Genomic DNA, 21,012 nt, shown 5'->3' on the forward strand with positions numbered 1-21,012 from the left:
GACGTCACCACCGAACTGGTCAACATGACCGTGAGCATCGTGGACGGCTGGTACGCCGACACCCGCATTGACTGGGAGGACGTCTACGACCGGCTGGAGCGCGGCGCCGGACTCGACGACGGCCGCCGCATCGACCTCGGCGAGGACCTCGGCTCGCCCGCCCTCGAAGCCCTCAAGCGCCGCGTGCGCGCCGCCCGCCGCGACCACGGCTGATCCCTAGGAGCGCACCACATGACCTTGTCCACCGCCTACCTCGCCAGCCAGCCCGCCCGGGGCCCGGGACTCGACCAGGCCACCGCCCGCCGCCGCGCCCGGGAACTGGCTGGCATCGCCGCCGCCGCGCACAAGGACAGCAACGGCCGCTGGAACACCGACGGATGGCCGACCGACCAGACCGCGTGGATCGTCACCAGCCTCGCCGGGCGCATCATCCTCGACGACGGTTCGACGCCCGCCGCCGCCGTGCCCGGCTCGTACGTCGCATGGGCCGAGGGTCCGCAGGAACGGACCGAACACGGCTACCTGGCCGCCGAACACGACGGGCAGGCTCTCGTCCTCGGCCTGGACGGCACGTACCGCCAGATGCCCGCCGACATCCCCGAGCCGGAACCCGATCCCGACCGGCCCGGCCACTCCCCGCACCCTTAGCCTGGACCCGGCCGCGCCCCGCCCGCCGATGCCGGGGCGCGGCCCCTCGACCCGCCACGAGGAGACACCGATGCCCGACCGCCCTGAACAGCACCTCGCCGACCCCGGCCCGGACGCCTCCGTCCGCATCCTCACCGACGACGGATGGACCACCGTGCCCCCGACCACGCCTACCGCCACCGTGAAGCTCCCCGGGAGCTTCGTTGACTGGCTCACCACCACGCTCGCCGACCTCGGCCCGGCCCCGTCCCTGGACGACGTCCGTGCCGCCCTGCACCGCGCCCGGCGCACCGAACGCCGGATCGGCTACTTCCTCACCCTCGACGCCACCGCGCCCGTGCTGGAGATGCTCACCTCCCTCGCCGCCGACTGCATCAACCTCGGCCGCCCCGTCACCGGCCACAACACCCGCGAGGCCGCCCACCGCGCGCGGCTGCGCCTCATCACCGCCCGCGCCGCCCTCCACGCCCAGGAGCAGCAGTGAGCCACACCATCACCCCCGGACAGACCTACCGCGCGTGCGCCCCGTACCCGTACGGCCCGACCCGCATCCGTATCACCGCGTACGAGCCGGGTGCGGCGACCGCCGACGCCGCCGACCGCGACAGCGGCGCCCCGTGCGTCGTCCTCGCCGCCGATCTCCACGCCAGCCCCGCCCACGACGACGGCACGCCCCGCACCGAGGGCTACGCCCTCACCCGCACCCTGATCGCCCTCGCCGCACCCCAGGAGCGCCCGTGACCGACGACGACGAGACCGTCAACGAACAGGCCGTCGTCGCGTACCTGGCCCGCCTGCCCGACGACCCGGCCGCGCTCGCCGCGAAGGCCGCCGAGCAGGAAGCGCGCCTTGCCTACTGGCTGGCCCAGGCCCGCACCTACAGCTACCGCATGGACCGCTGTACCACCATCGAGGCCCGGCGCCGCAACGCCCGCCGCGCCGGGGTCAGTCTTCAGCACGCCCAGACCGCCCGCGAGTGGCTCGAAGCCATCCGCCGCAGGACCGAGGAGCGCTCCTGATGAGCCGACCGCCAAGCGCCGCCGCCCTGCACCGCCTCGCCAAGGGAGCGAGGGCGCTGGGGAGCACTGCTGCGCCCGAGCGGTACCGGCAGGCGACCGGACGGCTTCCTGATGCTGATGCGATCATCCGGTGCAGCCGCGAGGAGCAGCTTTCCGTCTCGGTTCTCGCCCGCGTGTATGAGACCAGCGTGCACGCGGTGTATGCCGTGCTCGATGCGGCCGGGCGGTCTCGCGAGGAGCTGTGGCGGCGCCCGGTTCAGGAGAGCGGGAGGCGCCCTGCCCCGCCTACTCTGCCCGAGTGGCCGGACGCCGTCCGGGACTACGAGGCGGGGGACTCTCCTGGCGTCATCGCTGCCCGCTACGGAATGACCACCCACGCCGTCAACAACTCCGTCAAGGATGCCGTTGGAGGCGCGTGGCGCGAGGCCGCCGAAGCGCGTGCACTGACCACAGAGCAGAACCGCGAGGCCACCGAGGTCCGCTACCGGGCGCGCACCGGCGCTCTGGACGCCGCCGCCGCCGACCTCGGCGTCTCCACCGACCAGCTGCGTGCCGTCCTCGACGCGCACGGTCTACTCCTGCATGACCTGCCCACCACCGAGGAGCAACCGTGAGCACTATCCCCGTCCGCGTGCCCGCCGACACCATGCCGACTGTCCTGGACGCGCCCCGCGTTCTGCCCGAGGGCCATCCCGGGCGCGGTCTGTCCTGCGCCGCGTGCGTCCTGCCGATCCTCGGCCGGGCCATGGTCACCGTGTACGTGGGCACCGACCCCGACCAGCGCCGCCCCGGCGGGGCCATGCGCGGCACCGGGGTCCCCGTGCACGCCGACTGTGCCGGGGTGACCGCCGAGACCGCTTGCGAGCACGTGTGGGTGACCGCCCTCGACGGCGACAACGAAAACGAACCGGCCCGCGACGCCGACGGCCGTACCTGGGTGCACTGCGGGGTGTGCGGTACGCCCCGGGGCGCCTCGCCCCGCCTGGTGACTCTCAGTACGCCGTGCGCCCGGCCCGACTGCCACCACCCCTACAACTGGCACGTCCCCGGCCCGCGCTGCACCGCCGGGCCGGACAGCGCGCCGTGCCCCTGCGCCGCTTTCCAGGCTCCCGCCGACATTCCCGCAACACCCGAGGAGCACTGACGTCATGCCTGTCGACGGGCCGGTGGAGGAGTTGCAGGCGGCGGCTGGTCGGCTGCTGGAGCGGGGGGCGCCGCTGGAGGAGGTGGAGGCGTTCGCCGCTCTGGTGCGGGCGTTCCCGGCCGGGCCGCTGCCGCTGGTCGCCGATCAGCCTGCGGCCCGGGAGCGGGTGTCGTGTGACCGGTGCGGCGGGGGTGAGCTGTTTGACCTGCTGGGGCACGATGCGATGGGGCACCGGGTGGCGAACCGCCTTGCGCAGCAGAGGGTTTCGACGCTGGCCGAGCTGACGTCGCGGTCGGCGGAGTGGCTGCTGGACGAGGCCCGGGTGGGGGCGAAGGGGTTCCAGCGGGTGCGGCTGAAGGTGGGTTTCCAGGCGTGGGACGTGATGGTCGGGAGGAACGCCGCGACCGGGTAGACACGCATATCGATGTGCATTAGTGTGAGGGTCCTCGCGCTGCTCCGGCCGCCACGGAGAGCGGGGACCCTTTCTTTCCGCCTCGACCCGCCACGAGGAGAACAAGTCCATGATCCGTCGTACTTTCGGGTGGATACTGCTCGCCCTGCCGCTCGCGACCCCTCTCGTCTGGTTCGTGCTGGACCGGACGCTGCCAGACACCGTGCAGGCCCGCGCGCTGTGTGACCAGCTCACCTTCGCGTACTTCCTCGGCTGCTTCGTCGTCATCCGGCTGGCCATGAGCTTCGTCCCGGTCCGGCGCTCGCAGGACGGGACTGGCCGGTGAACACTCCGATCACCATGCAGGAGGCCCGGGAGCTGGGCGCGCCGGAGTGCTTCTCCGAGGAGTTCGCGTTCCTGGAGCGCACCGGGGGGCTGCCGCCGTACGCGGGGCCGGTCGAGCCGGACTGGGGCAGCGACGCCTCCTACCTGTACGACGACGAGCCGACCGAGCCGCCCGGCTGGTCGGAGGAGCCCGACCCCGAGTGGGTGCGTGAGCCGGAGCCGGAGCCGTGCCAGGGTCCGGCGCGGACCTTCGAGTTCCTCGGCATGCCCGAGCGCTGGCGCGCGCACGAGGGCGGCTGCTGGGACCTGCACGTCCCGTCCGAGTCCTGCCCGCCGCCGTTCTGATCTTCCTGAACATCTCGTCCGCCCCTGCCTGTTGTACGGGGCCCCGGGGTCGAACCGGGGGCGGACACCATGCGCACACCGCTACTGTGCGCAGTCGTCACACCACATCCCAGGGGGGATCCGACCGTGAAGGTCACCAGACTCAGCCGTCTCCTGTTCCCGGCCGCCGCCGTCGGCGCGCTGCTGCTCGCCACGGCGTGCGACAACGTCACCAAGCCGTCGTCGCAGGGCGCGGCCGTGATGTGCGAGGAGTTCATCAAGAAGGGCGACTACCTGAAGTCGCCCGGCTCGGCGAAGTTCTCCGGTGTCTCGGACACGACGATCAAGACGCTGCGGGCGAAGAAGCCGTGGAAGTACCGGGTCTCGGGCTGGGTCGACAGCCAGAACTCCTTCGGTGCGCTGGTCCGCAACAAGTACGTGTGCGAGATCAGCACGAAGGACGCCGACACCTGGCACCTCGACGTCCTGGACCTCGGCAAGTAGTCCCTGTCATCTCTCATCAGCTTCATCAACACCGTCAAGGACGATTATGAGCAGCATGTACACCCCGCCGCCCGCCGACAAGCCGAAGAAGCCGGTCTACCGGAGGAAGGGCTTCTGGATCGGCATCGGCGCCCTCCTCGTGGTCGGCTCGGTCGCGAACGCCGTCAACGGCGGCGACAGCAGCACCGACGCGAAGCCGGAGCCCGCCGTCACCGTCACCAAGACGGCCACCCCGGCCGCGCCCGCGACGCCCGCCAAGGAGGAGGAGCCCGCCACTCCGGCCGCCGAGGAGACGGTCGAGGAGGAGACGGCCCCGGCCGCCGAGCCGGAGCCGGTGCCGGACGTCGTCGGCATGAACCACGCCGACGCGATGACCGTCCTGCACACGGCCGGATTCCTGGTCGACGAGGAGTCCGTCAGCCCCGGCCACACCTTCATCCTCAACAACAGCAACTGGAAGGTGTGCAGCCAGGACCCGCAGCCCGGCGCCACGGACGTTCTGCGCGTCACGATCAACTCCGTGAAGCTCGACGAGTCCTGCTGACGCGTTCCTGAACTGGCGGCGGCGCCTGTGGGCCGCTCGGCGCCGCCGCCCTCCTTCCTGATCCCGCCAAGGAGAACCATGACCAGCGAGAACGAGTACGCCATCACCGTCACCCGGGCCGACGAGTCCGTCACCCGAATCGGGCCGATCCCCTACCTGCACGTCGCCGAGGCCATGCACCGGTACTTCACCGGCGAGGCCCGCACGCACACGGCCGGGGCCGCCGAGGCCCACGTGGAGATCGCCGCCTACGACCCGGACGCCGAGCACCTGCCGCTCGTCTCCTGCAGCACCGACGCCGTGCTCGTCGCGATGGAGGACCCGGAGCAGAACCCCGACGGCCCGTTCCCGGACCTGTGGTCCCGCTTCCGCGCCCAGCACGGGTACGAGGAAGCCGAGAAGGTGTGGAGCACCGCCGTCGCGCTCATCGACCAACCCGCCGACGAGGACGACGGCATGGTCACCGTCCGCGTGCCGCGCGAGACCGCCGAGGTCCTCGCGGGCATCATCGACGGCCACCTGGAGGAGTACCCCTGCCCCGTCGAGGACATGTGGGGCGTGATCGAGGCCGTCCGGCAGATGGACGCCGAGCGCGGCGCGGAAATGTACCGGGAGCACCGGTACCGGGTCAACGGCGGCACGGTGTACGACGTCGTCGACAGGGTCGAGGTGGAGACCGAGTTCGCCGACAGCGACACCGCCCGCGCCTGGGTGAACAAGCACGGCAAGTCCGCCCCCGGGGAGAAGTGATCATGGGCTGGAGCACGTTTCCCTCTGTCAAGGTCGGCGACCCGCTGATCCTGGTCAGGTCGAGCCGTTACCGGGCCGACGAGCGCGTCACTGTCTCCCGGGTCGGCCGGACGTGGCTGTACGTCAAGAACGACCAGGGCACCGAGAAGAACGCCCGGTTCTCCAAGACGACCGGCCTGGAGGACACCGGCACCGGGGCCAAGGACGCGTTGCAGACCCAGGAGCAGTACGACGAGGCGGCGCAGCGCAGGACGCTGTTCCGCGATCTGCGCGAGGCCGGAATCGAGATCAACAAGTGGTCGGTGCAGGACGACCTGACGACCGAGCAGCTTCGCCAGCTCCTGGCCGTCGTGAAGCCGGAGGGATCGTGAAGACCTCCGAGAAGCTCCTGGAGCGCCTGCGCAGTGAGCTGGACCTGGACATCCCGGAGGGTGCCCGGCTGGAGCGGTCGGCGGGCTCGTACCGGGGCGACAACCGGACGCAGGGCGCGTGGGTGTGGCACGTCGTCTGCGAGGACGGCATCCCTCTGCGTCAGGACTCCGAGGGGCGGCCGTTGGCGATCGGCTCGCAGTGGACCATGAGCGAGCTGGTGGGGGTGCCGCTGGCCGCGCACCCTGATCTGTACGGCGACATCGTCATCGACCCCGCCGATGAGGCTTATGAGGCGATGCACCGTGGCTGAGATCAGGCTGGACGGGCTCCTGAGGGCCATCCTCGACACGGCCGAGAAGAACCGGCGCCGCAACTCCCCGGAGGCGAAGGCGGCCCGCTCCGCCCGGTCGGCGAAGGCGGCCGAGACGCGCAGGGTCCGGCTGGAGGAGCTGCGGAAGGCCGAGGAGTGGATCGAGGCCCGCATTCCCGACGGGCCGGTCTGCAACGCCATGAGCATCGTCATGGACGCGCAGGAGGTCTTCTGCGTTCGCCCTCCGCACCGGAGCGGCAGCCACGAGGATGTGGACGGAACCACCTGGGACGTACTGGAAGAGGAGTTCGAGGACATGCTGAACGTGACCATCGCTGATCTGAGGAAGCTGCTGGACGGTCCGAGTGACAGTCCGGTGCTGTACGTCTCCCGGGACGAGGACACCGGGGAGCCGGTCCGCCTCGACGTGTGGGACGACGCCTACGTGCTGTACGCCGACGTCGTCGCGCGCAAGCACGAGCTGGTCGACGCGCTCGGCGGGCCGGACCACCCGGACGGGATCACCGACGGCGCTCTGAAGAACCTGCTGCCCCTCTACCAGGGGACCGTGGACGGCATCGTGGGCGGGGAGAAGTGATCATGAGCGTTGCCGACACGTCGCTCTCACCCGAGCGTGAGGCGTACATCAAGCAGACCGCCAACGAGAACGCCACGGTGCCCGCCACCTTCGTCAGCGAGCTGCTGTGGGAGATCGAGCGGCTGCGCGTCAACGGCGGCGAGAAGCGCCGCCTGCTGGCCTGCGGCCTGTGCTTCGAGGAGCACGGCGAGGAGGTCCACCCGCACCCCGAGTGCGGGTGGGGCCGGTACCCCGAGCACGACAAGCTGACTCTGGTCAAGGACAAGTCGCAGGCCGTGTTCGACTTCCTGGAGTCCGTCGGCGAGAAGGGCATCGCCCTCGGCAGGACCGTGGTGACGCGCGTGGCCGTGTTCGAGGGGACAGAGGAGTGCACGGCCGTCGAGCCGGTTGAGGAGAGGCGCCTTCAGGAGCTGCTGGCCGGGCACTTCGGGGTCGACCTGGCCAGGCTCGACGAGGAGAAGCAGCAGATGCTCGACGACCTGGTCGCCATGAACGCCCCGAAGGGGGGCTGAGGCGTGGGTTCCCTGCTCTCCCGTCTGTTCCGGCGCGGTCCCCGGCCGTCGCCCGCGCCGGATCTGGCCACGCCGGAGCAGCTGGTCCAGCGCCGACGGGTGGTGGTCTTCCTGCGGAAGAACGGGCGCAGCACGCTGGAGCAGATCAGCGCAGGTACCGGCATCGCCGTCGAGCGCATGCCGAACGTGCTGGCGTTCATGATGATCGACGGCTACGTGGACCTGGTGGTGCGCTCCCGGGGAGCTGGTGGTCAGGACCTGTACGAAGCCACGGCAAAGGAGCTGTGATCATGGCCGAGTCGATTCACCCGCTGCCGGTGGGGGCGAAGGTCTTCCACGCGGGCCAGATGTGGGCGCACAACCTGGTGGGCGGGACGGCGGTGATCGTCGAGGTGGCGGGTCCGTACCGGGACGGGTCGTACGAGTACGTGGTGGACGTCTGCCGGGAGTTCTCCCGGCGGCCGGGGCCGGACAACCCGATGGACCAGCGGTCGCAGTGGGCGTCGTACATGACGCGGCCCGCGCGCGAGCGGTCGCGGATCGAGGACCTCCTGGACCGCTCGCTGCTGATCAGGGACCGGGTGATCCCCACGGACATCGTCGACCGTGACCGGCCCGGGTACGGGGAGGTGCCTGGTGCCTGAGCGGCTGCCGGAGCACGCGGAGCTGTACTTCGTGGAGACGGTCTACTCGGGCACCGTGCACATCGAGGTGCGGGTGCCGGTGTGGTGGCGGGCGACCAGCGAGCCTACTGAGACGATCAAGATGGGTGATGGCACTGGTCGTGCGCTGAAGGCGCTGCTGGAAACGCCGACCGTGGTGCAGTGCGGCCGGGAGACATATCCACACGCGGAGACAAAGCACCAGTTCACCACTCGGTTCCATGACGGCCAGCTGTGTGGGCGCTGCTATCGGACGCTGCACTCGGAGGACCAGGCGCGGGCGTTCGAGCATGAGCAGCCGGGCGATGAGGACGCCGAGTTCGACGAGCTGCTGGAGGTGAGCAGCGTGGGTGCGGCGCAGGTGGAGGCCGCGCGGGAGGAGGTTCCTCCGGAGGTGCAGGAGGAGCTGCGGACGGCGGCGCGGAAGGCGTCGCTGCGGGTCCGGGGGGCGGAGGCGTTCTTGGGGTTCATGGCGGAGCGGGATCCGGCGGAGCTGGAGCGGCTGCGTCAGGACGCCTGGGCTAGCACAAAGAGAAAGTAAAAAAGCATTGAAATGCTGAACGCCTCCTAGGTTTCTGGCATGATTCGAGCACGGCCGCACCCGACCGCCACGGGTCCGCGTCCGTGCTCGTTCTTTCTTCTGACCGCCACGGGAGGACGCCATGCCGGAGATGACCGCGCACGACCTGAAGCTCGTCACGCTGGGCGGCACGATCCGCCTGACCGCCCGGCGCAGCGACGGCTGCACCGTCGAGATCTCCCTGACCGAGGGGGCCGGGCGGGGCAGCGCGACCCGGGCCGTCACCGACGCCGACGGCCGCCTCATCTCCGCCTCCGTTCGCTCCTGGCCGCTGGCCGGACCCGAGCCGGAGGCGGTCGCGCGTACGCGGACGGCACTCGACATCGCCCGAAAGGGCCTCGCCGAGGCCTCCGCACGCTAGCCTCAGAACGTTCCGCCAGTTCCGCCTCGCCGCCAAGGAGGCAGCCTCATGGCCACTCGCCCCGCGCCCCCGTCCATGCCCGCTCCGATCCGCCAGATGCTGATTCACGCCGACCCGGTCTCCGGGCGGGTCATCGGCGCGAGCGCCCAGTTCCCGCTGATGATGACCAGGCGGTACGTGACCCAGAGGGGCTCCGGCTACTACCTCACCCGCCACGGCCGCCGGGTGCGCGACCAAGTGATCGCCACGCGCCGGGAGGTCACCGTCGAGGGCCTGCCGTTCCGGGTGATCGACCACATCACTGAGCTGTACCTGTCCGGCAAGAGCATCCAGGAGATCACCCAGCGCACCAGAGCCTCGGAGAAGGCCGTCTTGGCCGCGCTGGAGTTCCGCAAGGTGCTCGCATGAACATCCGGATCGACCTCGACGCCGCCGCGTTCAACGCCCGGTGGACCGACGAGGAGCCGGACGGCGAGTTCGTCTTCGCCACCCTGAAGGAGGCCAAGGCCCGCGCGCTGAACGGGGCCACCGCCGAACGGGACGCCTGGGCCTCCTGCGTCCGCGACATCCGCTCCTTCACCCTGGATGAGGTCTCCCCCGCCTGGGACTGACCCTGTCCGGCCGGACCGCCAACCGGCCGCCACCACATCCACCACCTCGACCGCCACGAGGAGAACACCCATGTCCACGTACGCCCTCGCGAAGGCCTCCGCCTACCTCCGCGTCAACCACCGCACCAAGCACGCCGAGGTCGTCCACGGCGCCCAGGTGAACTTCGTACTCACCGAGGTCTACGAGGACCAGCAGGTGCGTCAGCAGCCCGGCGGCGGGTTCGTCGTCACGGCCGACGACTGGACCGTCATCCAGTACACGCCGCTGGCCCCGACCCAGGACCTGCGGCAGCTGGCCGACTCGTACAAGCACTGGACGGCGCCGGGCAACGGCCAGAAGTTCCACGAGCAGCCGCCCATGGAGGGCAAGGCGCTGCAGGTCCTGCTCCGGCGCCAGCCCGGGACGTTCCACGTCACGCGGCTCGGCGAGATCGCCCACCTGTACGGCGGGCGGATCCGCAACCAGTACAAGCCGCTGACGGCCGCCGACATGGCGAAGGCCGCCTGAGAGGATGGGCGGCATGGCGAAGGACGTGTCTCCCCAGGAGGAGACGACAGGGAAGCTGTCGGCGGCGTACTACGTGTCGGTGTCGGTCGATGAGAAGGGGCAGATCCCCGGGACGGCCGCCGCGCTGGAGCCGTCGCTGCGCCGGGCTGTCAGAGAGTCGTATCCGGGCGAGGCCGGGTGTGCGGTGCTGCAGGCAGTGATCAACGAGCCGCCGCCCGCTGGCTCGGGTTACATGGGATGGAACGTGGGCGTGACAGCGGTCATCGACCTGACGGCGTGGCGGCGGGATGTGGGCCCCACGAACGGACAGCATGCGGCGGCAACGGTGCGGGACCTGCTGGCCGACGCGGACGTGGCAGCAAGCGGGGCGCGGATCGACGCCGTCGAGTTGCAGCTGCTGATGCACGCGCCGTTGTAGTCCGTACCGTTGGAGCCCCGCCCTGCCGTTTCCGGGGGCGGGGCTTCGCCATGTCGGTCTCTGGCCAGCGGATGACACGCCGTGTCAGTTTTTTGCATATGCCTCATCCACCTGTTCGGCGCGTGTAGAGTGTGGCGAACAGATCCCGCCAAGTCTGTGCATCTGCTCGTCAGTTCGCCTGTCTCCACCCGCCAGGAGATCCACCATGTCTGGACCACGCCCTGCTTCCGAGCGCGCCTCCGTATCCGGGGTCGACATCAGTGCGTGCACCATGCTGCCCGACCAGGCGGCGGAGTGGCTGGGGTGGAGCACCGAGAAGATGGACGACCTGGTCGAGAAGTCCCGGAAGAACGCCGCGCGGGGCATCGTCGGCCCGCTGGAGCTGATTCCCGGGACGCCGAGCATCACCCTGACGTCGCTCTTCGCTTACCGCCGCCGCCTGACGGCCTCCACCCTCTGACTGAACGAAAGGGGGGCAACCCGCCATGCCCCACCCGGACATTCACGCAGTCCGCGACAACGTCGGCCTCCGCGACATGGAGGCCCACCGGTTCGTGGCCTGCCTGGCCCTGGACGACTTCTCCAGCCGTCGTCACACCCGCCTGCAGTGGACCCACCAGAAGGTGGCCCGGACGCTCGGCGTGGTGCCCGCCTTCACGACGCTGGTGACGAACTACCTCGACTACCGCCGTTCCCAGCGGACCATCGGCCTGACCGACCGTGGCATCCGCGTCTGGGGTGCGCAGGGCGCCCAGCTGTTCCTGTTCGAGGACAACACGCCGCTGGACCTGCTGAACCTGAACACCAGCGGGGACCGCACCGAGCAGATGGGCGCCGTCCTGCGCGAGGCCCTCCACCGCAAGATCCGCGTCGACCCGGACACCGCCGCCTCGGCCGAGAAGCTCCTGAGCCGGGCGTGCGGCATGACCTGGGAGACCGTCGTCAACACCTACCAGCGGCAGCTGCGCGCGCAGGCCCCCACCGCCGTGACCGAGGAGAAGGCAGCATGAGCAGCAAGAATGTGGGCCACGTGTCGCTCGTCTACTACCCGCACGGGCAGTTCTTCCCGCAGGAGCGGGTGTTCGACGCGATGACCGACGACGATCTGGCGTTCCTCGTCGCCGGGCTGTACGCCCGCCGGATGCGCACCTCGCAGCGTCACATGGACCTGCAGCAGCTGAAGAAGACCCGCCAGGGGCAGATCGCCTGGTACGCGGACCGGATGATCGAGGCCCTGTACGACGGGCTCGGCGGCTGGCGGCGGCTGCTGCCGATGCGGGTCCGGGTACGGATCGTTCAGGCGCAGATGGACTACCTGCGCGACCTCACGGTCGTGTGGACCGACGAGCTGGTCGCCCTGCACGCCGAGGCCACTCGCGCCGGTGGAGGCGTTCCGCTGGTTTCGCGGCGGATCAGCTCGGCGCCGGAGAACGGGCCCCGGGTCCGCTGCGGCGGCACTCCCACCTCGACGTGCACGGCGGACATGCTCCTCGGCGAACCGCTGCCCGAGGGCTGGACCATGGGGGTCGAGGACGTCCCGCACTGCCCCGAGCACCCGGTCGTCGCGCTGGTGAAGGAGACCGTGGCATGACGCGGTTCCTGATAGGTCTCGTCGCCGGTGCCGCCTGCGGCGGCATCGCCTACGCCGCCTCGGACAACACCCTGCTGGCCGTCATCGTCGGGGCCGGGGTGGCGCTCGCGGTGTGGGCCCGGCTCTTCGACCTGATCGCGGACGGCATCGGCGCGGCCATGATCTGGGCGATGAACGGCGGGGAGTCCGACTGATGTGGCGCACCGCAGGGGGCGCGGCGGCCGGAGTCGCCGCTGGCGCCGCCACCGACTGGTACACCGGCTTCCTCGACAAGGGGATCTTCGTCGGAGGGTTCGTCGCCGTCACGGTGTGGTTCTGGCCATGGGGGCTGCCCGCGCGCCTGGCCCAGACAGGAGGGCGTCGTGGCTGACGAGTTGACGGCGGTGTTCTTCTCGCAGGGCGGCCGGAAGTACCACAGGACGCAGGACTGCCACGCGCTGGAGTCGGCGCAGGTCCTGTGGGACGGCGACAGCCCCGACGACTACCCGCTCGGCGCCCCGTGGTTCGGCGGGTACGCCGTCCGGCGGGCGCCCGAGCACTACGCGTACTACCTGTCCGGGAAGCGGCCGTGCCTGGTGTGCCTGCCCGGCCGGGGCGTGCCGTTCGCGTCGGCCGCCGACTTCGGACACCGGCCGGTGTCCGGGTTCATCGACGGCCGGGCGATCGGCCTGATCTGCAGGCGGTGCCGGATCGTGCACCGCAACACCACGATCGTCCTCGACGGCGACCTGTGGACGATGGGGAGCGTCAGCACGGTGAGATGGCCGTGCGTGTCCGCGATCGTCCTCGGCGTCGCGGACCAGGAGGCGTCCTCGCTTCCCCGGCCGCTGCCGAGGGCGGCGTAGGACCGGGTGGCTGTCCGATGGCTGATCGGCGGGCCTATGGGGTGGAGAAAGGAGCCCACCACATGCTCGCCGACTGGCAGATCACGGAACGCATCACCCAAGGGGACCTGGACATCTCCCCGTTCGACCCGGAGCGGGTCCAGCCCGCTTCGGTCGACCTGCTGCTCGACCAGTACGTACGCACCCTCGCCGGACCGAAGCGGGCCGAGATCGACGTCGCGGACGTTCAGCCCCGGCACACGACGCTCGGCCAGATCGGCGAGGACGGCTGGCTGCTGGAGCCGGGGGACTTCCTCCTGGCCTGCACCGTCGAGCGCGTGACCCTGCCGCCGGACCTGGCGGCCCGGGTCGAAGGCAAGAGTTCCCTGGGCCGCCTGGGGCTCACCGTCCACGTGACGGCGGGCTTCATCGACCCGGGGTTCACCGGACAGATCACGCTGGAGATCGCCAATCTCTCGGGCAAGCCGCTCCGGCTGCGGAAGCTGATGCCGATCGCCCAGCTGTGCCTGATCCCGATGTCGGCCGCCCCCTCGCGGCCGTACGGGAGCGCGGGCAACCACTACCAGGGCCAGTACGGCCCGACGGAGTCTCGCTACCAGATGCGCTGATTCTGTGCTTTGGCGGTGGTTGTCAGTGACTCCCGGCACAATCCGATTACCGCCACAGCAAAGGGAGAACGCCATGGCGAAGCGCAAGGACCAGTTTCTGCCCCGCCCGGACACGGTCTGGTCGACCCGGGGGCGCTCCCGGGTCCCGAACTTCATCCAGTCCATCCAGGCGAGAACAGAGGACCTGCGCCAGCAGTCTCGGATTCTGCAGCTGCGGGAGTTCGATCCCGACGGCGCCGGGGCCTGCCGCGACTGGTGGTGGGGTTTCGACGCCGCCTGGAGGACCGACGACGGCGCCTGCATCCGGGCCCGGCTGCAGATCTCTCCCGACAAGGCCGAGACGGTCCAGGCGAAGGCGACCAAGAAGTCGCTGTCCCAGCCCGGCGCGGCACCGGTCGGCATGGGATGGCTGCTGACGGCCGAGGCCGACCAGCCGTGGCAGGAGCAGTGGCCCTCCCCGCTGGAGATGTTCTTCGACCTGGCGAAGAACTCCTTGAAGGACTCCTTCTTCTCGATGTGCGACTGGGCCTCGGGGCAGTTGACGCTCACCGACTCCACCTTGTCCAGCCAGGACGTCCCCACCAGAGACACCCTGGCCGAACTGACGTCGTACGCGCCCTACATCACGGTGCTGACACACGACTGGCAGCACATGGACGACATCCGGGAGGAAAGCGTCCCGGGCGTGGTGAAACTGCTGCCGCCCAGCCTGACCGGCAGGGTCGTGGAGACCCTGCTGTGGGGCGACCAGGACCAGGAGGTCAACGCGGAGCTGGGAGACCTCAAGGTGCAGGTGCCGTGGGGCGGCGCGGTGATCGTGCCGAACCGGCCCCGGCCCGAGGGGTGGCCGCTCACCGACTGCGTCATCCGTCGGCCGCCGGGCGGCGGGATCGAGCAGCTGCAGAAGGAGGTCGCCGAGGCGGTCGTCCGCTACTCCCGGCTGCCGGTGCACTACGAGCGGGACGTGCGCGCCGAGATCGAGGACTTCCACGCGAACTGGGCACTGCCCGAGGTCGGTCCGGCGTCCACACGGCTGCTGGTGGAGAAGCAGCGCGTGGAGGAGGACAACGAGCGGCTGAACCAGGTGATCAACGGGCTGCGGGACGAGCTGTCCGCCGCGCAGCGGCACGGCCAGGAGATGCTGCGGCTCAAGAACGCGGCCGAGACGGCGGCCACCAGGCTTCTGGAGGAGGCCCAGGCCAGTGATGCCCGGCAGGCGCAGGAGCAGGCCGAACGGGCGTGGGCGGCGTATGAGGCGGCCGAAGCCGAGGTGGAGCGGCTGACCAGTGAGGCGGCGTGGCTGCGGCGGGAGCGGGCCCAGAGCCTCGGCAAGAGCTACTCGGACCCGGCGCCAGAGCCGCTGCCGGGTCCGAAGAGCTGGGACGAGCTGCTGGAGCTGGCGGGAGGACTGCTGACGAAGGTCCGCGTCGGTAACATCGCCAAGGGAGTGGGACTGCTGCGCGGCCACGAGAAGGAGAAGGTGTGGCTGCAGCGAAGCTGGTCCGCCCTGGAGTCCTACCAGGCGTACGCGGAGGCGAAGGCGGAGCACGGCCCGGTTGTACTGCCTCACATGCGGTCCTACCTGCAGTGGCAGAGGGCCACGGTCATCTTCCCCACCACGTGGCATGCCCCTAATGACGCATCGGCCCTGTCGCGCGATCCGAAGTACACCGCCGCGCGGACGTTCACCGTGCCGGATCTCGGCCCGGTGGTCATGGCCGAGCATGTGCGTATCGACCACGGGCGGCCTCCTGCGCCGCGTATGCACGTGTACGACGACACGTGCGGGCCCACGGGCATGGTGCACATCGGGTACATCGGTCCGCACCTGCCCAACGGACGCGACAGCTGAGCTGAGGACCTCTTCCTGTCTCACCCCTTCTTCGGCCCTCCAAGGGGCGGAAGGAGGGGTGACGCATGTACGACACCAGCCGTGACGCGCCGGACGACCTGTGGGTCAGCGATCCGTGGGCCGACGACGAGTCCGTTCGTGAGCCGATGCGTCCTGCTGCGCGTGGTACGCGCCGCAACCCCTCCCGCGAAGACAAGTCCGTACGCCGCCGGATGCGCCGCGCGGGCGCGCAGGAGGAGAACAGCATGCCCAGCACCCAACGCTCCGAGCTGCTGCAGCGGATCGCGAGCGCCACCATGTTCGACGAGCAGATGAAGCTCGTCCAGGCACTCGACGAACTGGACCAGGCCGAACGGCGTACCGCCGCTCTGGACCGGGAGATGGACCTGGCGGACACCTCGATCCGTGAGGCGATGACGCCGGTCATCTCGCGTACCGCGCGGGGTACGTCCGAGTCGGACTGGCTGAGCACCGAGGTCGCCGACGACGAGTTCGACCACGGCCGCATGGTCGCGCAGGCGGCCCTGTGGTACGGCCGCGTGCCGGAGATCGTCCTGCGGGACGAGCAGGAGTTCACCGAGCAGGCCCGGGGCATGGCGCGGCACGTCGCGGCGAGTCTGGGCACGCAGGCCGCCACGGCGGAGTCGGTGTTCGTGGACTACGCGGCGTTCCTGCGGTCCCGGACGGCGGCGTCCGGGATCGACCAGATCCAGCAGACGACCGCGCCGGACGGGGTGACGGAGAAGGCGACGCCGCTGCCGCCGGACGTCTTCGACAACTTCGCGCCGCCGGTCAACGACATGAACGCGGGCATCGTCGGGACGGAGACCTCCGACCGGGCCCCGGCGATCCAGCAGGCCGTCAACGGCGGCGGGAACTCCAGCCCGGAGGTGCCCGGCGGGCACTCGGAGACCGGGAACATGACCGGCCCGGGTGCGGAGCCGTCCCTGGGCGGCAGCACCGGTGGCGGCGAGGGCGGCTCCTCGCTCGCCGGTGAGGGCCCCGCCGGGGGCAGCTCCTCGCCGGAGCGGGCGGGCGGGCACTCCGACTACGCCGACATCCCGGTCGAGGGCGGCCCCGCCAAGCAGCCGGAGGCGGAGCCCGCGCAGGAGGAGACCGAGCAGACCCAGCAGGCGGGCCCGGCGTTCCCCGGCCGGAAGAAGGAGGCCGCGTCCGGGCTGCAGCAGGTCCAGCAGACCACCGACGTCAACAACCAGACGCACACGACTCCGCTGCCGACCACCGTGGCGTTCCCGTGGCTCCTCGACGAGGGCGAGCAGGCCGACGGCATGACCGGCCAGGCCCACTACGACCAGGGCGGGGAAGTCTCCGGCGGCCACCAGGCGCACGCCTCGCGGCGGGTGCAGGCCGACCAGTGGACCCAGCCCCACCAGTTCCCGCAGCCGAACATCGCGAACTCCCCGGCGACCACGCCGCCCCGCAACGTCCAGGAGGCCGGGAGCGGCGCGGCGGATGCGGCCAACCCGGACGCTGCGCCGTCCTTCGGTGACGCCCACGCCGCCCCGGCTTACACCCAGTCCTACACCAACGCGGCGCCGTCCGCGCCCGCGCAGAACGTGCCGGTGTCCATGGGCGGCGACAACGGCACCGGCCGGATGCACCCGGCGTTCGCGTCCCGGAAGGTCGCCTCGAAGCAGGAGATGTCCCACCCGGACTTCCAGCGCGGCTACAAGTACGCGGCCCGCTGGAAGCCCGGCACCCCGGTCGTGCGGCCCGGCTCGCCCGAGCTGGAGGCCGGTATCTACGCCGCGCTGACCGACCTTCCCTCGCAGCGGCTGGCGTGGCTGTCCGTGCACGCGTCGCTGTCCGAGGTGGAGCCGGGCCTGGGCGAGCGGATCGCCCGGCACCGCGAGCTGACCCACAAGGTCGCCGCCGCCGAGGTCCTGCCGACCGACGGCACGTACCTGCACGTCGAGGCCGCCACCGGCATCGACCTGGAGACCACCAACCCGTCCACGTCGCCGTCGCCGACCGGCGACACCCCGATCAACGGTCCCGGCCGCCCCGGCCCGCTCGCGGGGCAGCAGGACGCGGCGGCCCCGGCCGGGGCCGCCCCCTACAACGGGGCCGAGCCGCTCGGCCAGCCGGTCGTCCCGCCCTCGGCGACCGCGCCGCAGGGCACGCCGGTGACCATCCCCGACACCGGCATGGCGTCCGCGACCAACACCGGCTCCGGCCTCTCGCCGACGGCCTCCTCGTTCCGCCGCCGCGTGCAGGCGGGCCTCCTCGCCGAGAAGAAGGGCCAGCGATGAGCGATGTCAAAGAACTCGCCGAACTGTGGACGCAGTACGCGGCGGCCCAGAACGACATCTCGAAGAAGGAGCCGGTGCGCAACCTCCAGCTCCGCAAGGAAGACGGCGGCGACGAGCTGCTCTTCCTGACGGCGGACGGCAGCCTGCTGGACGGAGACGACGCCTGGAGGCAGATCAAGCGTTCCGCCGCCGACGTTGCGTACCAGGTCAAGGCCGTGCAGGACGTCGAGCGCTGCCGGGCGCTCCTTGACGCTGCCCTGCACTCCTACCAGGAACTCAGCACTGTCGGCCTGCTGATGCCCGAGGCGATCGAGGCCATCGGCAGGCACCTGGCCTCTGCAGGTCACACGGACACCGCCGCCGTCTCCGCCTGGGAGTCCTACGGGCCGGTGCAGCAGTACGACACGAAGGGCGCCTGAGCCATGGACACCTCCGACCTGATGTGGGACGGCGCGACCGCCGACCTCGACGCGGAGCGGCGCGAGCTGGCCCGCACGGCCGCGCTCGCCGACACCGAGCGCCTGGTGGGCCAGTTCGTCTACCAGGCGGCCAACGACGTCGACCTCCTCAACCGGCTGGCGCTCGCCGACTCGCAGCTGCAGGCCGTGGCCAGTCTCCGGGGCTACCCGCTCGACGCGCTGACCGACGACCTGACCCGGCGCTGGCGGCTGCTGTCCACCGCGAAGAAGCAGGCCGCGCAGAAGACGGCCGCGCGGCGGACGGTGACGGCGGCTCAGGAGCGGGGCATGGACGCGGCCGTCGCGCACCTCGCGTCGCTGGCCGCCCGGGACAACCCGAGCGTGCCGATGGCCGAGTGCCTGAAGCTGGCCACCGAAGCCGTGCGCAAGCACGCGGACGCCTACCCGCTGGCGTACGAGTCGTGGGGCGGCGCGGCCGACGGGCCGATCACCGACCGGGCCAAGCACTTCAAGCCCGGCGGGATGCCGAAGGCCCTCCCGGAGAGCGCCGGGCGTCCGGCGGCCGACCCGGGGGCCGCCGGTGGCTCCGGCACCTTCGACGAGGTCAACCGGCGCCTGGACGACCTGGAGGGCCGGACCAACCCGGCGGCCGCCACGACCACGACGGCGTCCCTGGAGCCGAGCGTGGCGGGCTTCTACCAGCGACTGAAGGACTGGTGGCGGCACGGGCCCGACGCAGCGCCGAGCACCTTCGCTCCTTCGACGCACCCGGAGCCCCCGGCGCCCTCGCACGAGCTGCTCCACGGCCTCGACGACGCGAAGACCGAGATGGACAAGAAGTGGGACGCCAACGCGGCCTCGCCGGGCGCGTCCCCGGAGTACACCACGCAGCACGCGTCGGACGACCTGCTGCACGGCTTCGACAAGGCGAGGAGCGAGATGAGCGAGAAGTGGGACGCGAACCTGGCCGGGCCGGGCGCCTCCGAGCACTACCGGCCGCCGGTGCCGTCCGGGTTCTCCCACGCCGACACCGGCCACGGCACCGGCCAGGCGCCGCTGCCGACCGACCCGGCCGGGCACGGCTTCTCCCACGCCGAGCCCGCCCACACCTCGCGCGAGCGGCAGGACTGGAACATCCCGACCCACTTCCAGCACGGCGCGAGCCTGTTCGAGTAGGAGCAGCCATGGACCTGGACCCGAACGTCGGCTGGGGCGTCCTCCTGGGCGCCGCGTTCGCCTACGAGATGTACGGGGTGTTCAACAAGGTCGAGGGCGACACGCTCTCCGAGCGCACCCGGGACTGGTTCCGCACGAAGTCCACGCCGGGCAAGGTCGTCTTCACGGCGGCCTGGCTCGGGCTGACGGCCTGGTTCATCCCGCACATCATCAACGGCGGCGGCTGATAGGCTGGGTCCCTGCATTGCACCGCAGCGCCCCTCCGGACTAGGTAGCGGGAGGGGCGTTGTGCTGTCCGGGGCCGGGCCTTCGCCTGTAGGGGGTGGAGGTGAGCGGTATGACGCTGCGGCCCGTAGTGGCGCATCAGTCCGGCGATGGGGTCACCATCGCGCACTGCCCGTTCTGCGGTTCGGGTCAGGTCATCGGCCGCTCGGACGGCAACACGGAGTGTTCGTTCTGCAACCAGGCGTTCCTCGTGCGGGTGCAGCCGATGTTCTCGGCGTTCCCGCAGTCGGTCGACGGGATGCCGGTGCAGATCCCGGGTATGCCGCCTCCGACGGCGCCGGGCCTGCCGCCCGGCGGTGACCCGAACGATCCGAACGCGATGCCGCCGGGCGCGGAGAGCCAGGAGGACAGCGGGGCACCGCCGTTCGGCCAGGACAGCGCCGGAGGCGACTCGGACTCCGGGGACGGGCCGCCGGACTCCGGCGGTGACGACGACGATCCCGGCGGCGGGCCGCCGTTCGGGAAGAAGGAGTCCTCCTACCGTGCGGGCGGCCGACAGCTGGTCCGGGGCGCGTACGTCGACTACCTGGCCGGACTCCTGGGAGGCGCGCGGTGAGCTGCTCCGTGAAGGCGCTCGTGCAGCTGTCGCTGGACGGGAAGACGTACCAGCCGGGTGAGTGGGTGACGCTGCCCGACGGGCAGCAGGAGCGGGCCCGGACGCTGGTCGCCTACGGGATGGCCGAGGAGGCCCCGGCCGCGCCGGTGAAGGCTCCTCGGCGACGCAAGGGCTCCTAGGGCTGGATCCGGTAGGCGGAGGTCCAGCGCTCCAGTTGTCCGTCCCTGGCCAGCCACCGATCGGTGATCGCGGGCCAGCCTCCTGCCTTCTGGGCTGCGCTGTGGAGGATGGAGGCCAGGCCGTCGGCGAGTTCGACCTGGACGGGGCCGGTGGTCCACTTGTAGAGCAGGGCCTGTGCCACCTCCAGGGCCTCCTCGTCCACGCGGGACGTGCTGATGTCCTCGCCCTTCCAGATGATGCTCCTCAGCAGCGCTGCCTCCCACGAGCCGGGGCGCCCCGCCGTGAAGACGGCAGTGGTGGCGCCGTCGTCCATCAGATTGCGGGCGGTGCGGTAGAGGGCGACGAGGAGTGTGGCGAAGCCCTTCTTGCCCGCCTTCGCGATCGCCTCGGAGAGCGCCTGGGAGTCCTCTGAGGTCATGGCTCCCACTGGGCGCAGCGGTCCGCGCTGCTCTTCCAGTTCCTGCCGGGTCAGCTGGCCCAGGCCGACGTCGGGGTACGTCGTGTAGGTGCCGCCGGGTCCGTTGCGGATCCAGCCTTCGCCCTCGCGGTCGGCGCATCGGTAGAAGTCGTCTGCCATGCCCTCATCGTTCCACGTCCGCGCCCTGTCTGCGGCGGTTCCCCCGGGC

The 21,012-nt window shown here is 71.0% G+C and carries 40 protein-coding genes; 39 read left to right on the top strand and 1 reads right to left on the bottom strand.

Annotation, left to right across the window (positions count from 1 at the left end; genetic code table 11):
• From BZZ08_RS38770 to BZZ08_RS08205, 39 genes are all read left to right on the top strand, one after another.
• Positions 1-213, top strand: a 213-nt coding sequence (locus BZZ08_RS38770) for a hypothetical protein (RefSeq protein ID WP_157953320.1), incomplete at its 5' end; no start/stop codon positions are given.
• Positions 214-231: 18 nt separating this feature from the next.
• A complete protein-coding gene (locus BZZ08_RS08025; protein WP_104631451.1) occupies positions 232-648 on the top strand; it encodes a hypothetical protein in 417 nt (138 codons plus the stop codon).
• 70 nt (positions 649-718) lie between these two features.
• Positions 719-1,132 (top strand): hypothetical protein, encoded by a 414-nt coding sequence (locus BZZ08_RS08030; RefSeq protein ID WP_104631452.1) that lies wholly within the window; start codon positions 719-721, stop codon positions 1,130-1,132.
• Entirely contained in the window at positions 1,129-1,389 is a 261-nt protein-coding gene (locus BZZ08_RS08035; protein ID WP_104631453.1) for a hypothetical protein, read from the top strand. The genes BZZ08_RS08030 and BZZ08_RS08035 overlap by 4 nt, the downstream gene beginning before the upstream one ends.
• Entirely contained in the window at positions 1,386-1,667 is a 282-nt protein-coding gene (locus BZZ08_RS08040; protein ID WP_104631454.1) for a hypothetical protein, read from the top strand. Before BZZ08_RS08035 ends, BZZ08_RS08040 begins: the two co-directional genes overlap by 4 nt.
• Positions 1,667-2,281 (top strand): hypothetical protein, encoded by a 615-nt coding sequence (locus BZZ08_RS08045; RefSeq protein ID WP_104631455.1) that lies wholly within the window; start codon positions 1,667-1,669, stop codon positions 2,279-2,281. Before BZZ08_RS08040 ends, BZZ08_RS08045 begins: the two co-directional genes overlap by 1 nt.
• Complete coding sequence (locus BZZ08_RS08050; protein ID WP_133169158.1) at positions 2,278-2,811, top strand: hypothetical protein; 534 nt, start codon at positions 2,278-2,280, stop codon at positions 2,809-2,811. Before BZZ08_RS08045 ends, BZZ08_RS08050 begins: the two co-directional genes overlap by 4 nt.
• A gap of 4 nt (positions 2,812-2,815) precedes the next feature.
• The gene (locus tag BZZ08_RS08055; RefSeq protein ID WP_104631457.1) at positions 2,816-3,223 is read left to right on the top strand and encodes a hypothetical protein; all 408 of its coding nucleotides are present in this window, start codon (positions 2,816-2,818) and stop codon (positions 3,221-3,223) included.
• 109 nt (positions 3,224-3,332) lie between these two features.
• Complete coding sequence (locus tag BZZ08_RS08060; protein ID WP_104631458.1) at positions 3,333-3,548, top strand: hypothetical protein; 216 nt, start codon at positions 3,333-3,335, stop codon at positions 3,546-3,548.
• Positions 3,545-3,892 (top strand): hypothetical protein, encoded by a 348-nt coding sequence (locus tag BZZ08_RS08065; protein WP_104631459.1) that lies wholly within the window; start codon positions 3,545-3,547, stop codon positions 3,890-3,892. The genes BZZ08_RS08060 and BZZ08_RS08065 overlap by 4 nt, the downstream gene beginning before the upstream one ends.
• 126 nt (positions 3,893-4,018) lie before the next feature.
• Positions 4,019-4,375 carry a hypothetical protein gene (locus BZZ08_RS08070; protein WP_104631460.1) on the top strand — a complete coding sequence of 119 codons (357 nt, stop codon included), beginning with the start codon at positions 4,019-4,021 and terminating at the stop codon, positions 4,373-4,375.
• Positions 4,376-4,421: 46 nt separating this feature from the next.
• Positions 4,422-4,919, top strand: coding sequence for a PASTA domain-containing protein (locus tag BZZ08_RS08075; protein WP_104631461.1), 498 nt, complete (start codon positions 4,422-4,424; stop codon positions 4,917-4,919).
• Positions 4,920-4,997: 78 nt separating this feature from the next.
• Complete coding sequence (locus BZZ08_RS08080) at positions 4,998-5,669, top strand: hypothetical protein (RefSeq protein ID WP_104631462.1); 672 nt, start codon at positions 4,998-5,000, stop codon at positions 5,667-5,669.
• Between the two features lie 2 nt (positions 5,670-5,671).
• A complete protein-coding gene (locus BZZ08_RS08085; RefSeq protein WP_104631463.1) occupies positions 5,672-6,040 on the top strand; it encodes a beta barrel domain-containing protein in 369 nt (122 codons plus the stop codon).
• Entirely contained in the window at positions 6,037-6,351 is a 315-nt protein-coding gene (locus BZZ08_RS08090) for a hypothetical protein (protein ID WP_104631464.1), read from the top strand. Before BZZ08_RS08085 ends, BZZ08_RS08090 begins: the two co-directional genes overlap by 4 nt.
• The gene (locus BZZ08_RS08095) at positions 6,344-6,949 is read left to right on the top strand and encodes a hypothetical protein (RefSeq protein WP_104631465.1); all 606 of its coding nucleotides are present in this window, start codon (positions 6,344-6,346) and stop codon (positions 6,947-6,949) included. The genes BZZ08_RS08090 and BZZ08_RS08095 overlap by 8 nt, the downstream gene beginning before the upstream one ends.
• A gap of 2 nt (positions 6,950-6,951) precedes the next feature.
• Complete coding sequence (locus BZZ08_RS08100) at positions 6,952-7,461, top strand: hypothetical protein (protein WP_104631466.1); 510 nt, start codon at positions 6,952-6,954, stop codon at positions 7,459-7,461.
• 3 nt (positions 7,462-7,464) lie between these two features.
• Positions 7,465-7,749, top strand: a complete 285-nt coding sequence (locus BZZ08_RS08105; RefSeq protein ID WP_104631467.1) for a hypothetical protein — start codon at positions 7,465-7,467, stop codon at positions 7,747-7,749.
• Between the two features lie 2 nt (positions 7,750-7,751).
• Positions 7,752-8,105, top strand: a complete 354-nt coding sequence (locus BZZ08_RS08110) for a hypothetical protein (protein ID WP_104631468.1) — start codon at positions 7,752-7,754, stop codon at positions 8,103-8,105.
• Complete coding sequence (locus tag BZZ08_RS08115; RefSeq protein ID WP_104631469.1) at positions 8,098-8,664, top strand: hypothetical protein; 567 nt, start codon at positions 8,098-8,100, stop codon at positions 8,662-8,664. The genes BZZ08_RS08110 and BZZ08_RS08115 overlap by 8 nt, the downstream gene beginning before the upstream one ends.
• A gap of 121 nt (positions 8,665-8,785) precedes the next feature.
• A complete protein-coding gene (locus tag BZZ08_RS08120; protein ID WP_104631470.1) occupies positions 8,786-9,064 on the top strand; it encodes a hypothetical protein in 279 nt (92 codons plus the stop codon).
• Positions 9,065-9,112: 48 nt separating this feature from the next.
• Complete coding sequence (locus BZZ08_RS08125) at positions 9,113-9,472, top strand: hypothetical protein (protein WP_104631471.1); 360 nt, start codon at positions 9,113-9,115, stop codon at positions 9,470-9,472.
• The gene (locus tag BZZ08_RS08130) at positions 9,469-9,675 is read left to right on the top strand and encodes a hypothetical protein (RefSeq protein WP_104631472.1); all 207 of its coding nucleotides are present in this window, start codon (positions 9,469-9,471) and stop codon (positions 9,673-9,675) included. The genes BZZ08_RS08125 and BZZ08_RS08130 overlap by 4 nt, the downstream gene beginning before the upstream one ends.
• 70 nt (positions 9,676-9,745) lie before the next feature.
• Entirely contained in the window at positions 9,746-10,183 is a 438-nt protein-coding gene (locus BZZ08_RS08135) for a hypothetical protein (protein WP_104631473.1), read from the top strand.
• 13 nt (positions 10,184-10,196) lie between these two features.
• Positions 10,197-10,601 carry a hypothetical protein gene (locus BZZ08_RS08140; RefSeq protein ID WP_104631474.1) on the top strand — a complete coding sequence of 135 codons (405 nt, stop codon included), beginning with the start codon at positions 10,197-10,199 and terminating at the stop codon, positions 10,599-10,601.
• 205 nt (positions 10,602-10,806) lie between these two features.
• Complete coding sequence (locus BZZ08_RS08145; RefSeq protein ID WP_133169159.1) at positions 10,807-11,061, top strand: hypothetical protein; 255 nt, start codon at positions 10,807-10,809, stop codon at positions 11,059-11,061.
• Positions 11,062-11,086: 25 nt separating this feature from the next.
• Positions 11,087-11,611, top strand: a complete 525-nt coding sequence (locus BZZ08_RS08150) for a hypothetical protein (RefSeq protein WP_104631476.1) — start codon at positions 11,087-11,089, stop codon at positions 11,609-11,611.
• On the top strand, positions 11,608-12,192 hold the full coding sequence (locus BZZ08_RS08155) for a hypothetical protein (protein ID WP_104631477.1): 585 nt from the start codon (positions 11,608-11,610) through the stop codon (positions 12,190-12,192). The genes BZZ08_RS08150 and BZZ08_RS08155 overlap by 4 nt, the downstream gene beginning before the upstream one ends.
• A complete protein-coding gene (locus tag BZZ08_RS08160) occupies positions 12,189-12,386 on the top strand; it encodes a hypothetical protein (RefSeq protein WP_104631478.1) in 198 nt (65 codons plus the stop codon). Before BZZ08_RS08155 ends, BZZ08_RS08160 begins: the two co-directional genes overlap by 4 nt.
• Positions 12,386-12,562: a hypothetical protein gene (locus BZZ08_RS38775; protein ID WP_157953321.1), complete on the top strand. Its 177-nt coding sequence runs from the start codon at positions 12,386-12,388 to the stop codon at positions 12,560-12,562. Before BZZ08_RS08160 ends, BZZ08_RS38775 begins: the two co-directional genes overlap by 1 nt.
• Positions 12,555-13,037: a hypothetical protein gene (locus BZZ08_RS08165; RefSeq protein ID WP_104631479.1), complete on the top strand. Its 483-nt coding sequence runs from the start codon at positions 12,555-12,557 to the stop codon at positions 13,035-13,037. The genes BZZ08_RS38775 and BZZ08_RS08165 overlap by 8 nt, the downstream gene beginning before the upstream one ends.
• A gap of 62 nt (positions 13,038-13,099) precedes the next feature.
• Positions 13,100-13,645: a dCTP deaminase gene (gene dcd, locus BZZ08_RS08170; RefSeq protein ID WP_104631480.1), complete on the top strand. Its 546-nt coding sequence runs from the start codon at positions 13,100-13,102 to the stop codon at positions 13,643-13,645.
• Positions 13,646-13,718: 73 nt separating this feature from the next.
• Positions 13,719-15,497, top strand: a complete 1,779-nt coding sequence (locus tag BZZ08_RS08175; RefSeq protein WP_104631481.1) for a hypothetical protein — start codon at positions 13,719-13,721, stop codon at positions 15,495-15,497.
• A gap of 65 nt (positions 15,498-15,562) precedes the next feature.
• Positions 15,563-17,770 (top strand): hypothetical protein, encoded by a 2,208-nt coding sequence (locus BZZ08_RS08180; RefSeq protein ID WP_104631482.1) that lies wholly within the window; start codon positions 15,563-15,565, stop codon positions 17,768-17,770.
• Entirely contained in the window at positions 17,767-18,189 is a 423-nt protein-coding gene (locus BZZ08_RS08185; RefSeq protein WP_104631483.1) for a hypothetical protein, read from the top strand. Before BZZ08_RS08180 ends, BZZ08_RS08185 begins: the two co-directional genes overlap by 4 nt.
• Positions 18,190-18,192: 3 nt before the next feature.
• Complete coding sequence (locus BZZ08_RS08190) at positions 18,193-19,365, top strand: hypothetical protein (RefSeq protein ID WP_104631484.1); 1,173 nt, start codon at positions 18,193-18,195, stop codon at positions 19,363-19,365.
• 8 nt (positions 19,366-19,373) lie between these two features.
• Positions 19,374-19,592, top strand: a complete 219-nt coding sequence (locus tag BZZ08_RS08195) for a hypothetical protein (RefSeq protein WP_104631485.1) — start codon at positions 19,374-19,376, stop codon at positions 19,590-19,592.
• Positions 19,593-19,702: 110 nt separating this feature from the next.
• Positions 19,703-20,206 (top strand): hypothetical protein, encoded by a 504-nt coding sequence (locus tag BZZ08_RS08200; protein ID WP_104631486.1) that lies wholly within the window; start codon positions 19,703-19,705, stop codon positions 20,204-20,206.
• Complete coding sequence (locus BZZ08_RS08205) at positions 20,203-20,385, top strand: hypothetical protein (RefSeq protein WP_104631487.1); 183 nt, start codon at positions 20,203-20,205, stop codon at positions 20,383-20,385. Before BZZ08_RS08200 ends, BZZ08_RS08205 begins: the two co-directional genes overlap by 4 nt.
• Here the strand turns inward: BZZ08_RS08205 and BZZ08_RS08210 are convergent.
• Entirely contained in the window at positions 20,382-20,963 is a 582-nt protein-coding gene (locus BZZ08_RS08210; RefSeq protein ID WP_104631488.1) for a hypothetical protein, read from the bottom strand. The genes BZZ08_RS08205 and BZZ08_RS08210 overlap by 4 nt on opposite strands.
• Positions 20,964-21,012 lie beyond the last annotated feature (49 nt).

This window comes from Streptomyces sp. MH60 (genome assembly GCF_002939385.1).
GTDB lineage: Bacteria > Actinomycetota > Actinomycetes > Streptomycetales > Streptomycetaceae > Streptomyces.